The 14,831-nt window shown below is 69.6% G+C and carries 13 protein-coding genes, 1 tRNA gene and 1 riboswitch; of the genes, 4 read left to right on the top strand and 10 right to left on the bottom strand.

Annotated features, from left to right (window positions below):
* Positions 1-178: 178 nt before the first annotated feature.
* Both sucD and sucC read right to left on the bottom strand, forming a co-directional pair.
* On the bottom strand, positions 179-1,096 hold the full coding sequence (sucD, locus tag ABD264_RS12080; RefSeq protein WP_344206266.1) for a succinate--CoA ligase subunit alpha: 918 nt from the start codon (positions 1,094-1,096) through the stop codon (positions 179-181).
* 32 nt (positions 1,097-1,128) lie between these two features.
* The gene (gene sucC, locus ABD264_RS12075) at positions 1,129-2,298 is read right to left on the bottom strand and encodes an ADP-forming succinate--CoA ligase subunit beta (RefSeq protein WP_055082218.1); all 1,170 of its coding nucleotides are present in this window, start codon (positions 2,296-2,298) and stop codon (positions 1,129-1,131) included.
* Between the two features lie 214 nt (positions 2,299-2,512).
* Here sucC and ABD264_RS12070 point away from each other — a divergent pair, with 214 nt between their 5' ends.
* Positions 2,513-3,262: a hypothetical protein gene (locus ABD264_RS12070; protein ID WP_144942408.1), complete on the top strand. Its 750-nt coding sequence runs from the start codon at positions 2,513-2,515 to the stop codon at positions 3,260-3,262.
* A gap of 72 nt (positions 3,263-3,334) precedes the next feature.
* On the opposite strand, the gene pcrA is transcribed toward ABD264_RS12070, so the two are convergent.
* Entirely contained in the window at positions 3,335-5,791 is a 2,457-nt protein-coding gene (gene pcrA, locus ABD264_RS12065; RefSeq protein WP_344206263.1) for a DNA helicase PcrA, read from the bottom strand.
* A gap of 79 nt (positions 5,792-5,870) precedes the next feature.
* Complete coding sequence (locus ABD264_RS12060) at positions 5,871-6,599, bottom strand: NHL repeat-containing protein (protein ID WP_344206261.1); 729 nt, start codon at positions 6,597-6,599, stop codon at positions 5,871-5,873.
* A 105-nt stretch (positions 6,600-6,704) separates the two neighbouring features.
* Here ABD264_RS12060 and ABD264_RS12055 point away from each other — a divergent pair, with 105 nt between their 5' ends.
* Positions 6,705-7,406, top strand: a complete 702-nt coding sequence (locus ABD264_RS12055) for a hypothetical protein (RefSeq protein WP_144942411.1) — start codon at positions 6,705-6,707, stop codon at positions 7,404-7,406.
* Positions 7,407-7,484: 78 nt separating this feature from the next.
* Here the strand turns inward: ABD264_RS12055 and ABD264_RS12050 are convergent.
* A tRNA-Arg gene (locus tag ABD264_RS12050) sits at positions 7,485-7,557 on the bottom strand.
* Positions 7,558-7,617: 60 nt separating this feature from the next.
* Here ABD264_RS12050 and ABD264_RS12045 point away from each other — a divergent pair.
* The gene (locus ABD264_RS12045) at positions 7,618-8,499 is read left to right on the top strand and encodes a DUF4031 domain-containing protein (RefSeq protein ID WP_144942412.1); all 882 of its coding nucleotides are present in this window, start codon (positions 7,618-7,620) and stop codon (positions 8,497-8,499) included.
* A 64-nt stretch (positions 8,500-8,563) separates the two neighbouring features.
* Here the strand turns inward: ABD264_RS12045 and ABD264_RS12040 are convergent, their stop codons facing one another.
* From ABD264_RS12040 to ABD264_RS12025, 4 genes are all read right to left on the bottom strand, one after another.
* Positions 8,564-8,887 carry a hypothetical protein gene (locus ABD264_RS12040; protein ID WP_144942413.1) on the bottom strand — a complete coding sequence of 108 codons (324 nt, stop codon included), beginning with the start codon at positions 8,885-8,887 and terminating at the stop codon, positions 8,564-8,566.
* 197 nt (positions 8,888-9,084) lie between these two features.
* Positions 9,085-10,074 (bottom strand): C40 family peptidase, encoded by a 990-nt coding sequence (locus ABD264_RS12035; protein WP_344206259.1) that lies wholly within the window; start codon positions 10,072-10,074, stop codon positions 9,085-9,087.
* Between the two features lie 244 nt (positions 10,075-10,318).
* Positions 10,319-10,894, bottom strand: a complete 576-nt coding sequence (locus ABD264_RS12030; protein WP_145010639.1) for a C40 family peptidase — start codon at positions 10,892-10,894, stop codon at positions 10,319-10,321.
* A 3-nt stretch (positions 10,895-10,897) separates the two neighbouring features.
* Positions 10,898-11,064, bottom strand: a riboswitch (cyclic di-AMP (ydaO/yuaA leader).
* Positions 11,065-11,509: 445 nt separating this feature from the next.
* The gene (locus ABD264_RS12025; RefSeq protein WP_344206257.1) at positions 11,510-12,220 is read right to left on the bottom strand and encodes a metal-dependent transcriptional regulator; all 711 of its coding nucleotides are present in this window, start codon (positions 12,218-12,220) and stop codon (positions 11,510-11,512) included.
* Positions 12,221-12,415: 195 nt separating this feature from the next.
* Between ABD264_RS12025 and serC the strand changes: the two genes are divergently transcribed.
* Positions 12,416-13,543, top strand: a complete 1,128-nt coding sequence (gene serC / locus ABD264_RS12020; protein ID WP_144942417.1) for a phosphoserine transaminase — start codon at positions 12,416-12,418, stop codon at positions 13,541-13,543.
* Between the two features lie 47 nt (positions 13,544-13,590).
* Here the strand turns inward: serC and ABD264_RS12015 are convergent, their stop codons facing one another.
* Positions 13,591-14,805: an MFS transporter gene (locus tag ABD264_RS12015; protein ID WP_144942418.1), complete on the bottom strand. Its 1,215-nt coding sequence runs from the start codon at positions 14,803-14,805 to the stop codon at positions 13,591-13,593.
* Positions 14,806-14,831: the final 26 nt, after the last annotated feature.

Raw genomic sequence — 14,831 nt, 5'->3', positions numbered from 1 at the left:
TGTTGCCCAGGAACTCAACGGGCGACCACGCAAAACGCTGGACTGGAAGAACCCAGCCCAGCGTCTGCGTGATCTACTAATCACTGACTAAACAACCAGGTGTTGCGAGGACCCCTGGAACCTGCCAGGTGGGCGAGCGGCGTCGTCGTGTGAGGCGTCCCGGAGAACCGGGAACCGGTCACTTGCCGTCGAAGATGTCCCGCATGAGCTGCGCGGTCTCCGAGGGGGTCTTGCCGACCCTCACACCGGCGGCCTCGAGAGCCTCCTTCTTGGCCTGGGCCGTTCCGGAGGAGCCGGAGACGATGGCTCCGGCGTGACCCATGGTCTTGCCCTCGGGAGCGGTGAAGCCGGCCACGTAGCCCACGACGGGCTTGGAGACGTTGGCCTTGATGAAGTCCGCGGCGCGCTCCTCGGCGTCGCCGCCGATCTCGCCGATCATCACGATGGCCTCGGTCTCCGGGTCCGCCTCGAACGCCTCGAGGGCGTCGATGTGGGTGGTGCCAATGACCGGGTCGCCGCCGATGCCGATGGCGGTGCTGAAGCCGAGGTCACGCAACTCGTACATCATCTGGTAGGTCAGCGTGCCGGACTTGGAGACCAGGCCCAGCTTGCCCTTGCCCGTGATGTTCGCGGGTGTGATGCCCAGCAGCGACTCCTCCGGGGAGATGATGCCGGGGCAGTTCGGGCCGATGATGCGGGTCTTGGGCTTGCCGTCCGCGCCGGTGTTGGCCTGCGAGTGGGCCCAGAACTCCGCGGAGTCCTGCACCGGGATGCCCTCGGTGATCACGACGACGAGCGGGATCTCGGCGTCGATGGCCTCGATCACGGCGTCCTTGCAGAAGGCCGGCGGCACGAAGACGATCGACGCGTTCGCACCGGTCTCCTTCATGGCCTCGCTCACGGTGCCGAAGACCGGCAGCTCGACGGCGGTGCCGTCCTGGTCCTTGTGGCTCACCGTGGTCCCGGCCTTGCGGGCGTTCACGCCACCGAGCACCTGGGTGCCGGCCGCGAGCATGCGGGCGGTGTGCTTGGTGCCCTCGCCGCCCGTGATGCCCTGAACGATGACCTTGGAGTCCTTGTTCAAAAAGATCGACATGTCTTCTTCCTGGTAGCTGTGCGCGTGGGCGATTACTTGGCGGAGTGGGCGAGCTCGGCGGCCTTGTCGGCGCCCTCGTCCATGGTGTCCGCGTTGGTGACCAGCGGGTGGTTGGCTTCGCGCAGGATCGCGCGGCCCTCGACCACGTTGTTGCCGTCCAGTCGCACCACGATGGGCTTGGTGGCGGAGTCCCCGAGGATCTCCAGAGCCTTGACGATGCCACGGGCGACCTCATCGCACGCGGTGATCCCGCCGAAGACGTTCACGAACACGGACTTGACCTGGGGATCACCGAGGATGACGTCCAGGCCGGCGGACATGACGGCCGCGGAGGCCCCGCCTCCGATGTCCAGGAAGTTGGCGGGCTTCACATTGCCGTGCTTCTCACCCGCGTACGCCACGACGTCCAGGGTGGACATCACCAGACCGGCGCCGTTGCCGATGATCCCGACCTCACCGTCCAGCTTGACGTAGTTGAGGTCGTTCTCCTTGGCCTTCTCCTCCAGGGGATCGGCCGTGGTCTTGTCCGCGAGCTCGGCGTGCTCGGGGTGGCGGAACTCGGCGTTGTCGTCCAGGGAGACTTTGCCGTCCAGGGCGAGGATCTCGCCATCGCCGGTCTTGACCAGCGGGTTGACCTCCACCAGGGTGGCATCCTCCTTGGTATAGACCTCACCGAGCTTCACGAGCACCGGGATGACCTTCTCGGCGGTCTCGGCGTCGAACTTGGCCTGCTCCACGATCTCGCGCGCCTTGGCCTCGGTGATGCCGTCAGCGGGGCTGACGTCCACGCGGGCCAGGGCGTCCGGGCGCTCCACGGCGAGCTGCTCGATCTCCATGCCGCCCTCGACCGAGCACATGGCCAGGTAGGAGCGGTTGGCGCGGTCCAGCAGGACGGAGAAGTAGTACTCCTCGGCGATGTCCGCGCCCTGCGCGATCATCACGCGGTGGACGGTGTGGCCCTTGATGTCCATGCCCAGGATCTGCTGGGCGTACTCGTAGGCCTCATCCGCGGTCTTCGCGACCTTGACGCCGCCGGCCTTGCCGCGGCCGCCGACCTTGACCTGGGCCTTGACGACGGTCACGCCGCCGATCTTCTCGGCAGCTGCCTTGGCTTCTTCTGGGGTAGTGGCGACGATGCCGGCCAGCACGGGAACGCCGTGCTTCTCGAACAGGTCGCGTGCCTGGTACTCAAACAGGTCCACGGATAAGTGTCCTTCTGCGTCGAGGTGTGTCGTCCCGCGCCGGGAACCCCCGGCTGGAGCGACCTGATGTGGGGGGATGCGGCGCAACGCTGCGCTCACAGGGCCCTCGCAGCGATTTTAGTCCATGGGACCGTCACGGAGCACACAAGTCTCGGCGCCCCGCCCCACCCGAGCAGATTCCCGCGCGCGGGGGCCCGGCTGGTTGACTGGAGCCATGCGACGCATCGGACTGCCGGAGACCTGGGACGCCCGCGAGGCGGACCGCGGATTCATGGCCTCGCTCGGCACACTCGCGTTCGTCTCGCTGGGCCTCGAGCTCGTGGTGGCCGGCACGGTGCTGACGGCCACGGGCTCGCTGCCGGTGGACACCGCACTGGGCTGGCAGTGCCTCGAGTGGTTCGGCATCGGCGTCATCTGGCTGCTCGTGGCGCGGGCCCTGGTGGCGTGGTCACGACGCCGCGGCGTCGATCCCCTGCCCGGCACGGGCCCCGACGGCGGGACGGAGGCGACGCTGGACCACCGGCGGTGGCGCGGCATCCTGGTGTGCTTCGTGGCAGCCGTCGTGCTGGCGCTCGTGCTGCCCGGGATGCTCGACGGCTCCTGGGCCGTGGCGCCCGTGGAGCGCTATAGCGAGCTCTTCGCGGGCTACGGCGGTCTCGCGTGGCTCGCGATGCTCGCGTGGGTGGTCCGACTCGTGGGCCGCTGCGCGGTGGTCGCGAGCCTGCTGGCGTACTCCCACCGGGCCGTGAGCGAGCTCGTGAACCGGCGCCCCGTGGGTTGGGTGCCGTGGGGAGGTCTCGTGACGGGAGTCCTGATGGCCGCGGTGGCGCTGCTGGACCGGGGTCAGGCGGCGGCGCTGACCACGCTGCTCGTGTACCTGCTGCTGGGTGTGGTCCACGTGCGTTCGGGCGAGTCGCTGCGCATCACCGCGCTGTTCGCGGTTCCCGTGCTCGCCCTGCTCTGACGCCCGCGGCACACCACCGTCCCGGCTCCGCCGTATTCCTGTGACCCGACGAGGGCTGCGGTCCGCCCGGCCTCACTCCGCCTTGGTCATGGGGGCGTAGCGCAGCAGCAGCCGCTTCTCCTCGGCGCCGAAGCGCACCTTGGCCACGGTCTTGTCCCCGGATCCCTCCAGTGCCACCACCGAACCGCGGCCGAACGCCTTGTGCTCCACGGTGTCGCCCACGCTCAGGGACGGAATCTCCTTCTGGGGCTGCACGCGGCCCGACGCCGCTGGGGACAGCCTGCGGAACGTCGCGCCCGACCCCGCGCCGGCACCCCACGACGAGCCCCGCAGCGGGTCCCTCGCCTGGGAGGCCGAGTGGATGGGTGAGCCCCACCCGCCACCGGCGGCAGCGCCCTCGCGTTTCCAGTCAACGAGGTGGGCGGGGATCTCGTCCAGGAACGGGCTCGCGGGATTGAACTGCGACTGCCCCCACATGGAGCGCGACTCTGCCCGTGTGATGTAGAGCCGCTGCCGGGCGCGGGTGATGCCCACGTACGCGAGCCTGCGCTCCTCCTCCATGCTGGAGGGGTCCATGAAGCTGCGCTGGTGCGGGAAGATCCCGTGCTCCATGCCGGTCAGGAACACCACGGGGAACTCCAGGCCCTTGGCGGTGTGCAGGGTCATCAGGGTCACCACGCCCTGCGAGCGCGCCTCCTCGACCTCGCGCGCGATCTGCTGGGCACTCGCACCGCCTTCCTCGGTCGCGGGCTGCTGCGGGATCTGGTCTGCGTCCGCCACGAGGGCGACGTGCTCCAGGAACTCCCCAAGCCCGGCGTCCGGATGGTCTTTCTCGAACTCGCGCACCACGGCCACGAGCTCCGCGAGGTTTTCCACGCGGGACTCGTCCTGGGGGTCGTTGGAGGATCGCAGCGCCTCGAGGTAGCCAGACTGTTCCAGTACGGCTTCGAGGACTGCCGTGGTGGAGGCACCCTCGGAGAGCTCCCGCAGGTCGTCCATGAGCTGGGCGAACTTCGCCACGGCGTTCGCCGAGCGGGTGGCGAGACCCGGGGCCTCGTCGAGCCGGTGCATGGCCTCGGAGAACGAGATGTCCTCGCGCTCGGCGAGCGCGGCGATGGCGCCCTGGGCGCGGTCCCCGATCCCCCGCTTGGGCTCGTTGATGATCCGGCGCACGGTGATGTCGTCCGCGGGATTGGTGATCGCGCGCAGGTAGGACATGGCGTCCTTGATCTCCTTGCGCTCGTAGAACCGGGTGCCACCCACCACTTTGTAGGGCAGGCCCACGCGCATCAGGATCTCCTCGAGGGAGCGGGACTGGGCGTTGGTGCGGTAGAACACGGCGACGTCGCCGGGGCGGATCCCGTGCTCGTCCTGGAGCCTGTCGATCTCCTCCGCGATGAACCGCGCCTCCTCGTGCTCGTTCTCCGCGGCATAGCCGACGATCGGGGCGCCGTCCCCCTCGGCGGTCCACAACTTCTTGTCCCGACGGTCGGCGTTCTGGGAGATCACGGCGTTGGCGGCGGAGAGGATGTTCTGAGTTGAGCGGTAGTTCTGTTCCAGCATGATGGTGCGCGCCGACGGGAAGTCCCGCTCGAAGTCCGTGATGTTGCGGATGTCCGCGCCGCGGAAGGCGTAGATGGACTGGTCCGAGTCGCCCACCACGGTGAGCTCGGCCGGGGGGATCCCGGAGTCGTCCGTGTGCGTGGGCGAGTTCCCGCCCACGAGCTCCCGCACGAGTGCGTACTGCGCGTGGTTGGTGTCCTGGTACTCGTCCACGAGCACGTGCCGGAAGCGGCGGCGGTAGTACTCCAGGACCTGTGGGAACGCGCGGAACATGTGCACGGTCTCGCCGATGAGGTCGTCGAAGTCCATGGCGTTGGCCGCGCGCAACCGCTGCGTGTACCCGCGGTAGACCTGGGCCACGGCGGACTCGAACGGATCCGTGGAACTGGCGCGGGCCAGGAAGGTCTCGTCGTCCACGAGCTCGTTCTTCAGCGCCGAGATCTTGTGCTGGATGGCCTTGGGCGCGAACTTCTTGGGGTCCAGCTCGTGCTGCTTGGCCACCTGGGTGATGAGCCGCAGGGAGTCCGCGGCGTCGTAGATGGAGAAGTTCGTGTTCAGCCCCAGCGTCTTCGCCTCGCGCCGCAGGATCCGCACGCACAGCGAGTGGAACGTGGAGATCCACATGGACCGCGCGGACTCTCCCACGAGCTCCACGATCCGCTCGCGCATCTCCGCGGCGGCCTTGTTCGTGAACGTGATGGCGAGGATCTCGCCGCGCCGTGCCCGCCCCGTGGCGAGCAGGTGGGCGATGCGGTGCGTCAGCACCCTGGTCTTGCCGGAGCCCGCACCGGCCACGATGAGCAACGGGGCACCGGAGTGCTCCACGGCGGCACGCTGGGGCTCGTTGAGGCCCTCCACCAGGCGGGCGGGGGACACCGCGTCCGCAGCGGGAGCGTTGTCCCGGCTGCCCGGGCCCGTCCGGACCGACGACGCCGAGAGCAGAGGATTGTCAGAGAGGTAGTCCATGATGGCCTCAGCCTAACCGGGCTCTCCGACGCGCCGTGCGTCCCCGCCCGGCGACCGCGCTCGCAGTTCTCCTGCCGGCTCAGACGTAGCGGGGTTCGACCAGGTGTCGGCCGTTGGCGTCCTCGACCCACAGCTGGGAGTCCGCCACGGTGACCCGCACCGGGGCCCGCAGCACGACGTCGTCGTCCAGGACGTCCTCCTCCGTGCGCGGCCCGCCGTAGATGGTGGTGACCTCCCCCTCGGAAGGGTCCAGGTGGCGAAGGGCGTCGTTGCCGGTGTCCGCGACCACCACGGAGCCGTCGTAGAGGATCTGCAGGTCCTCGGGGTGCGCGAGCTTGGCGTCCTCGGCCGGGCCGTCCACGTATCCGGCCCCGTGCCGGCCCACGACCGTGACCACGTGTGGATCGCCGTCCGGGCGGTCCGTGTCGACCGTGATGTAGCGCAGCGCGGAGGAGTCGCGGTCCACGAGCCAGATCTTCCCGTCCGGCGCCTCGGTGATGGAGACCGTGGCGGAGAACTTGGCCTGGGCGATCTTCCCGTCCCTGCGCCCGGGCTCCCCTACGCCCGCGTACTCCTGGAGGAAGTCTGTGTAGGGGTCCCAGCGGAAGAGCTGGTTGGTCTCGGGGGCCGCGGCGAGCACCACGGAGAGCTTGTGCGACCAGACGATGTCCGCCAGCCGGGCGCCGTTCAGGACGCCGCAGTCGATACGCCGCCGCACGGTCGTGTGGTCCGACTCGTAGAGGGTCAGGCCGCCGTCCTCATCCGCGCTCATGAGCAGGCCGTCTGGCAGGCCGATGGAGAGTTCCATGACCGTCACCACCTTTCGCGGTGCCCGCGGGGCATCTGACCTCCACCCCGTGCAGGAGTGGCACCCGTAGTCCATTCACAGTACAACCCGGGGGATAATGGGGCCATGGGTATGACCAGAGCGCAGAAGGTCAAGAAGTACGGGGAGAGCGAGGGCTCCACGCCCACCGCGCCGAGGCGCTCACGGGACCCGGCCGTGCGTCCCGTGAGCGTGCACGAGATGCGCCCCGGCGAGCTCGCCCCGGAGCCCGGCAAGAGCTCCTCCGCGGGCATCCTCGTGGGGGTCGCGTTCTCCGTGGGCGTGGCGCTGTGGCTGTACTACCACCTGCTCGTGCTGCAAGGAGTCTCCGGCGCCCTGGCCGGAGGGGTCACGGCCCCGGAGCTGCTGGCCGGCGGCTTCTCCGCCGAGCACCTGGCGGACTTCGCCCGCGGGCTCGGCACGGACGGGCGCACCGAGTACGAGGGCGTCCATGCAACAACAGGTCTGCTCACGCCCCTGCTCACCGGACTGGGCTGGCTGCTCTTCACGGGGCTGAACACCCCGCAGCGGGCCCGCAAGTGGGTCTACTGGGTGGTCGTGCTCGCCTACGCCGTGGTCTTCCTGCTGGGCAACTGCGCGCTCGACTCCGCCGTGGCCCACCCGCAGGACACCGCGTACGCCGCGTACGCCTCGGGGCTCGTGCTCACCCGGTGGCTCCTCTTCGCCGCCCTGCTGCTCATCGCCCTGCTCGTCTGCGTCTCGGTGGTGCGCCGCAAGCTCGATGACTTCTCCCAGGGCAGGCTCCCCGGGCAGCGACCCCGGAGCTGAACTCCCCGCCGCAACCACCGGACACGAGGCCCCCGGACACGACGGTGCCCCACCCGAGAACGGGTGGGGCACTTCTCGTGCCCCCGATTGGATTCGAACCAACGACACCGGCTTTAGGAGAGCCGTGCTCTATCCCCTGAGCTACGAGGGCAACGCTGTCCCACTTTATCGGCGCGGCGGGCCACCCGCGAGTCGGGCGCACAATGGGGACATGACCGTCTACATCGACCCGCCCCGGTGGCCCGCCCACGGCACCGTCTTCTCCCACCTGGTCTCGGACGCGTCCCTCGAGGAGCTGCACGGCTTCGCCCAGGAGCTCGGGGTCTCCGTGCGCGCCTTCGACGAGGACCACTACGACGTCCCAGCACACCGGCACGCAGACGCGGTGGCCCTGGGCGCAGTGGCCGTGGACGGCAAGCAGCTCGCGCGGCTGCTGATCCGAAGCGGCCTGCGGATCCCCGCACGACGTCGCCCGGCCAAGATCACCGCCGCGCTCACCGCCCGCTGGGCTCGCCACTTCCCGGGGCACGCGGAACTCGGCGCGGCCCTGCTCGAGCGCTGGAACGAACCCCACAGGACCTACCACGACACCTCCCACCTGCTGCGCGTGCTGGAGGCCCTCGACCGGCTCACCGTCGGCCGTCCAGAGCCCGAGCTGCTGCTCGCGGCATGGTTCCACGACGCCGTCCACGAGGGCCGGGCAGGTGAGGACGAGCGGGCGTCCGCCGAGCTCGCACGCTGTGAGCTGACCGCCGCGGGCTGGACCCCGGACGCCGCGGAACGGGTTGCCGAGCTCGTGCTGGTGACGCTCGAGCACCGCCCCGGCCCCGAGGACCGTCACGCGTGCCTGCTGGTGGACGCGGACCTCAGCATCCTGGGGGCCTCGCCGCAGGAGTACGCCCGCTACTCGGAGGCCGTGCGGCGCGAGTACGCCCGGGTTCCGGAGGCGGAGTTCCGCGCGGCCCGCGCGGAGGTGATGCGGCAGCTGCTCTCGGCGCCGGCGCTGTTCCACGACCCCGTTGCGGTGGATCTGTGGGAGCACCGGGCGCGGGAGAACGTCTCGCGGGAGATCACCGAGCTCACCGCGCGGTGACGAGAGAACACACCCTGCGGGGACGCAGGACGCAGGACGCAGCCGCAACCCGGCGCCGCGCGAACTAGCAGCGGGGCAGCGACGTCTGCGACGCGGCGTCGTCGGCGTCAGGGGACTCCGCGTTGGGGGCCGCCGCGCCCGGCGCTGATGTCTCCTCACGGCGGGCGGCCGCGCGGCGTCTACGGAAGAGCAGGGACGCCACCACCAGACCGATGATGATGCCCACACCGCCGAAGACGGACAGCCACATGGCGACGTGGCCCGCGAAGGCCGCCACCAGGAAACCCACAATGATGCCTGGGACAGCGCCAGCCACCATGCCGATCGCGTAGTAGGTGAACTCCTGGTCCTGGGGGGTGCGAGCCGCGTGGGAGAAATCGGTGGACATGGCCCCATTCTACGGCGCCCGCCCCAACACCGGCCGGGTACGAACGCCACCCGGGTACGGGAAAGACGCAAGGACCCTGCACAGTGCAGGGTCCTTGCGTCTCGTGTCGCTCGCGCCAGGAGCGGGTACACAACCGGTCCCGACTCGATACGAGGTGTGGCACGCGGCTGGTCACCGCCATGCCGGGAGGATCCGAATCAGCCGACGCGGATGTACTCGGGGCCGGAGCCCACGTTCGCGGTGGTCTGGACGGTCTGGTTGCCGTTCCAGCCGCCGTGCACGGCCTGGCCGTTGCCGGCGTAGATCGCCACGTGGGCCACGCCTGCGCCGCCGTCAGCGTAGTAGGCGATGTCGCCAGCCTGCGCCTGGTCGGCGGAGACAGCGGTTCCCAGCGACTTGTACTCGGCCGGCCAGCCGTGGAAGTTGATACCCACGGCCTTCAGGGAGTTGCTCACCAGGGCGGTGCAGTCCTGGTTGACGCCGATCTGGTCCTGAGCTGCGCCCAGGATGGCCTTGCCCTTGGCGGAGCTGGACTGGCCGGAGGTGGACTGCGTGGAGACCTTGGTGGTCGAGGCGGGCGTCTCGGCAACCGGGGTCTGGGTCTTCTCGACGTCGGCGGTGGCGTGGCCGGTCCAACCGGTGTTCTGGCTCTGGGTGCCCGTGGTGTCGGGAATGGTCGTGTTCGACACGGCGGTGTAGTTCTGTGCCGCGGCCTCGGCCTGGATGGTCTGCTGCGATGCCGGGGCGGCGTGGCGGCCCTGGGACACGGGGGCCTGCTCGGCCACCGGGGTCACGTTCTCGGAGGCGGTGGTCACCACGGGAGCCTGGGTGGCGGGTGCCTGGGCCGCGGGAGCCTGCAGCGGGGTCACATCGGCCACGGGAGCGGCCTCGACCACGGACGTCTGCACGGCGGGAGCGGCGGCCTCGGCCTTGTCGGTCTTCTTGGTCTCCGACTTGGCGGCCTTCTCGGCCTTGTCGGCCTTCGCTGCGGGCTCGGCGGAGACCGTGTTCTCGGAAGCCGGGGCCTCGGACACGGCGGCGGCGGGAGCCTGCTCGTCGGCGTTCTGCGTGGCCTGGACGGACACGGTGGTGGCGAGCGCCAGACCGGAGAAGGCGGCAACTGCGGCCACGGTGCGGGCCTTACCGGCGAAGAGGCCCTTGGCCGTGGTAGCGGTTTCGTTCGACATGCGTGAGTTTTCCTAACACGTTCGTATCCACCCAGGGCACGAGAAGTGCGGTGAGCCTTCGGCATCCGGTGTGGACACCGCGGTTCACCGTGCGGGCGGTGATGTGGTTACTTGCGATTTCAGGTGTTCCGGCCCGGTGCGCGCCGCTTCCGTGCCCGAGGGGCTCCGGGCGGCGCGCAGGACCAAGTGTCTAGCTCAGCGCGGGAGCACGGTCATCCGTGTGGACGCCCGCCTCCCGAGGGATTCAGCGGACGCTGTAGTAGCCGTCCACCTGCATGGCGTTCACAGCGTGAACCTGGGTGCCCTGCGAAGGATTGAGAGCGGAGATCATCTGGCCGTTGCCGATGTAGATCCCCACGTGCGAGCCGCCGTTCTGCGACACGAGGTCGCCGGGCTGCGGGTTGGAGGTGGGCGTGCTGGCGGCGAACTGAGCCCACGTGGTGCGCGGGAGGTTGATGCCGTTCTGGGCGTAGACCCACTGCACGAAACCGGAGCAGTCCCAGGCCTTGAAGCCGGTGCCTCCCCAGACGTAGGCGCCACCGATGCCCTCGTACGCGGTGCCGACGACGCCGGAGGCGGAGTGGTTCGACTGCGTGCTGACGCCCGAGCTGGAGGCCAGCATGCCGCTGGACTGCGTGGTGTAGGACGTCACGGAGTAGGACGTGGTTCCGAGGTCGACGACCTCACCCGCGGCCTGGGCCGGGGATGCGAAACCGGCGACGACGGCGCCGGCGGCCACGGCCGCAACGGTGGAGTTGCGGACCACGTGCGAGGACGTCTCGGCACGGTGGCGGGCAGTGCTGTGCTTCACGAAAGACATGAGTGTTCCTCCCTGCGCCTACGAGGTGAGCTGTCGGGTTCGGATGGGAGACATCCGGCCGCACGAGGTGGTGCTCCGTGCCGGCTTAACCCCGAGGATTCGTTGGGCTGCAACGAACCCGGAAAGTGGTTCCCCCGCTTCTGCCATGCGGATTTCTGTGTACGGGTCCCGGGGGCGCATGGCAGAACTCGGCGAGCGCTCGGGAGTGCCGGATCCGACCAGTGATCGGCACGGTCATGACTGTACAGGACAGATAACGAAAATGTCACGTTTTGATTACAACGGGTCACGAATTGAGCATCGCTTCTCACCAGTGGGGCTGATTGATCACCACGTAGATATGAGTGGAACCCACCGGGATGGTTCTCCAGCACCGCTCCACGCCCCTGAATATGCTCTCTGACCAGGGGGAACACTGTGATCCCCGGGAGCAGCCCCGGCTTCCGAGCGCCCCGAGCCCGTGAGTGTCCCCACATGCGGAAGGTCACACCGGGGAACCAGAAGGTCACGGCAGCGCAACGAACCCCGGGGGTGCCCCCCCGGGGTTCAAGTACCGTTCCACGGCGCTCCTCCTGCGGTCCTGCCGGCCGCGGCCACCCGGGTCAGCCGGCAGGATCAGGAGTCGAGCTCCCCCACGCGGATGGCTCGCGCGGTCGCGGCGTCGAGGTCCAGGGACACGCCCGAGTCCACCCGGGTCACGAGCACCCGGTGCTCGTCCCGGGGGTTCAGCTGCGCAGTCACATGCGAACCGGTCAGGATCTCTGCGGAGCTGAGCATCTCGATGAGCTCAGGGTCCGCCTGCACGACCTCCGGCAGCAGGGTCACCACGTAATGCATGGAGCCCTCCTCGGTGGCGACGTCCAGCAGGGTACGCCCCTGGAAGATCTCGGTGGCGGTGATGGGGGCCCCCTGCGAGCCACGCGCCGGGATGGGTGTGCCGTACGGAGAGGTCTCGGGATCGCCCAGCAGGTCCACCAGCCGCTGCTCCACGCGCTCGCTCATCACGTGCTCCCAGCGACAGGCCTCCTCGTGCACGTGCGCCATGTCGAGGCCCACAACGTCCGAGAGCAGCCGTTCGGCGAGACGGTGCTTGCGCATCACGGACACGGCCATGGTGCGCCCCGTTTCCGTGAGCCGCAGCGAACGGTCCGGGGCCACGGACAGCAGGCCGTCGCGCTCCATGCGGGAGACCGTCTGGGAGACGGTGGGCCCGGAGTGGTGCAGGCGCTCCACGATGCGTGCCCGCATGGGCGTGATGCCCTCCTCCTCCAGGTCCAGCACCGTACGCAGGTACATCTCGGTGGTGTCGATCAGATCGCCGCTCATGGTTCGTCCTCAGATCTCTGCGCAGGGAGCGCGCACGTCAACCGTGTGGTGGTGGAGAATGCCGTTCGGCCTGTTCTCGAAGATTCTCCTCGATTGTATCCAGTTGCCCACGGGCCCACGGAGTCCGCGGGTGGCACCCGCCCGGTGCGGGCACAATGGGAGGTGACACCCCGTCGTCGCCCCCGAGGAGTACCCGTGACCAGCACACCCGTGATCCCCCCGTCCCTGCTGCCCGAGGACGGGCGCTTCGGGGCGGGTCCGTCCAGGGTGCGCGCCGCGCAGGTGGCCGCGCTGAAGCGCGCGGGAGCCTCGCTGCTGGGCACCTCGCACCGCCAGGCGCCCGTGAAGGACCTGGTGGCCCGCGTGCAGCGGCGCCTGGGTGAGTTCTTCTCGCTGCCGGAGGGCTACGAGATCGTGCTCGGGCTGGGCGGGTCCAGCACGTTCTGGGACGCTGCCGCCTTCAGCCTGGTCGCCTCCCGCGCCGAGCACCTGTCCTTCGGAGAGTTCGGCTCCAAGTTCGCGAGCGTCACGGACAGGGCCCCGTTCCTGGAGCCCTCGGTGGTCGTGGAGGCCCCGGCAGGCTCGCGCCCGGAGGGGCCGGAGGCCGTGTCCGGCGTGGACGTCTACGCGTGGCCGCAGAACGAGACCTCCACCGGCGTGGCCATGCCGGTGCGCCGGGTGCACGCGGACGACGGCGCGCTGACCGTCGTGGACGCCACCTCCGCCGCCGGGGGCATGGCGGTGGACCTCACCGAGACGGACGTCTACTACTTCTCCCCCCAGAAGAACTTCGGCAGCGACGGCGGCATCTGGTTCGCGGCGTTCTCACCCGCCGCACTCGAGCGGGTGGAGAGCGTCGCAACCTCCGGGCGGTGGATGCCGGACGTGCTGTCGCTGCGCACCGCCGTGGAGAACTCGCGCAAGCACCAGACGTACAACACCCCGGCGCTCGCCGGGCTGGTGATGCTCGACGAGCAGCTCGGGTGGCTGCTCGAGCAGGGCGGCCTGCCCTGGGCGGCAGCCCGCACCGCGGAGACCTCCGGGCTCGTCTACGACTGGGCCGAGCTCAGCGACGTCGCCCACCCGTTCGTCGCTGAGCCCGGACACCGCTCCCCTGTGGTCTGCACCGTGGACTTCGACGACGCCGTGGACGCGGCCAGGATCGCCTCCGTCCTGCGCGCCAACGGCGTGGTGGACGTGGAGCCCTACCGCAAGCTCGGGCGCAACCAGCTGCGGATCGCCACCTTCGCCTCGGTGCCCCCGCGGGACGTTCGCGCCCTGCTGGAGTGCATCGACTGGACCGTGGCCAACGGGCTGAGCTGAGGCCTCGCGGACGGGAAGGCGGCCCCGAGGCGTCGTCGCCCCCTGCGCTACGGGCGCAGTTCCGCCCGCTCGCCACGCACCCGCCAGGCGAACAGCAGGCCCACGGCCACGCCGACGGCGCCCGCGGCCACCGCGGAACCCATGCCCCAGCGGGGGCCCAGAGTGTCGGTCAGCCACCCCACGGCGGGGGCGCCGATCGGCGTGCCGCCCATGAAGATGGCCATGTAGAGGCTCATCACCCGACCCCGCATGCTGGGGGACGTGGTGGTCTGCACATACGCGTTCGCGGTGGTCATGATCGTCAGGGACGACACCCCGCACGGCACGAGCCACGCCGCGAACAGCCACAGGGACGGCGAGGTGGCGGCACCCAGGCACGAGACCGTGAAGGCGGCGCACCCGATGAAGATGTAGCGCAGCCGGGCGCTCGCCCGCCGTGCGGACAGCAGGGCGCCCGTGACCGTGCCCACCGCGAGCATCGAGTTGAGCACGCCGAACTCCTGGGAACCCTGTCCGAAGACCGCGCCCGCCATAGCAGCGAGGTAGACGGCAAAGTTCATGCCGAACGTGCCGATCACGAAGATCGTGCTCATCACGGCCACGAGGTCCGGGCGGTGCAGGACGTAACTGATCCCCTCCCGGATCTGCCCGCGTGCCCGCTGCGCCCGTGGGGAGTGCCGCAGGCGGGCGTCGTCGATCAGCGAGATCGCCCAGATCATGGCGCCGAACGTGAGGGTGTTGATCATGAAGACCCACCCCGTGCCCACGGCGGCGACCAGCACACCGGCCACGGCGGGCCCGATCAGCCGCGCGGAGTTGAACGAGGTGGAGTTCAGCGCCACGGCGTTGGACAGGTGGGTTTCCGGAACCATCTCGGAGACGAACGTCTGACGAACGGGGGCGTCGAACGTGGCGACGATCCCCAGAGCGAGCGCGAACACGTACACCGTGGGCAGCTCTGCAAGACCGAGCAGCAGCAGGACACCCAGGCCCGCGGCGAGCAGTGCCATGGCGCCCTGGGTGACCACCAGGATCCTGCGCCGGTCGTAGCGGTCGGCCAGCACCCCGGCGTAGGGCGCCAGGACGAGCTGCGGGACGAACTGAAGGGCCATGACCACACCCATGGCGGTCGCGTCGTGGTCCGTCAGCTCGTCGAAGACCAGCCAGGACTGCGCCGTGCGCTGCATCCACGTGCCGATGTTGGAGACGAACGCCCCGAGGAACCACAACCGGTAGTTGCGAACGCTCAGGGAGCGGAACATCCCCGTGGTCCGGGGCTCGGGATCAG

It is taken from the genome of Kocuria salsicia (assembly GCF_039532055.1).
Classification (GTDB): Bacteria; Actinomycetota; Actinomycetes; order Actinomycetales; family Micrococcaceae; genus Kocuria; species Kocuria salsicia.
The sequence above is the reverse complement of the archived record's forward strand: the minus strand, read 5'-3'. Positions and strand labels throughout refer to the sequence as shown.

Excerpts from the sequence above, each read along its gene's own strand:
- sucD (WP_344206266.1), bottom strand. The coding sequence starts at position 1,096 with ATGTCGATCTTTTTGAACAAGGACTCCAAGGTCATCGTTCAGGGCATC.
- ABD264_RS12070 (WP_144942408.1), top strand. The coding sequence starts at position 2,513 with ATGCGACGCATCGGACTGCCGGAGACCTGGGACGCCCGCGAGGCGGAC.
- pcrA (WP_344206263.1), bottom strand. The coding sequence starts at position 5,791 with ATGGACTACCTCTCTGACAATCCTCTGCTCTCGGCGTCGTCGGTCCGG.
- ABD264_RS12060 (WP_344206261.1), bottom strand. The coding sequence starts at position 6,599 with ATGGAACTCTCCATCGGCCTGCCAGACGGCCTGCTCATGAGCGCGGAT.
- ABD264_RS12055 (WP_144942411.1), top strand. The coding sequence starts at position 6,705 with ATGGGTATGACCAGAGCGCAGAAGGTCAAGAAGTACGGGGAGAGCGAG.
- ABD264_RS12045 (WP_144942412.1), top strand. The coding sequence starts at position 7,618 with ATGACCGTCTACATCGACCCGCCCCGGTGGCCCGCCCACGGCACCGTC.
- ABD264_RS12040 (WP_144942413.1), bottom strand. The coding sequence starts at position 8,887 with ATGTCCACCGATTTCTCCCACGCGGCTCGCACCCCCCAGGACCAGGAG.
- ABD264_RS12035 (WP_344206259.1), bottom strand. The coding sequence starts at position 10,074 with ATGTCGAACGAAACCGCTACCACGGCCAAGGGCCTCTTCGCCGGTAAG.
- ABD264_RS12030 (WP_145010639.1), bottom strand. The coding sequence starts at position 10,894 with ATGTCTTTCGTGAAGCACAGCACTGCCCGCCACCGTGCCGAGACGTCC.
- ABD264_RS12025 (WP_344206257.1), bottom strand. The coding sequence starts at position 12,220 with ATGAGCGGCGATCTGATCGACACCACCGAGATGTACCTGCGTACGGTG.
- ABD264_RS12015 (WP_144942418.1), bottom strand. The coding sequence starts at position 14,805 with ATGTTCCGCTCCCTGAGCGTTCGCAACTACCGGTTGTGGTTCCTCGGG.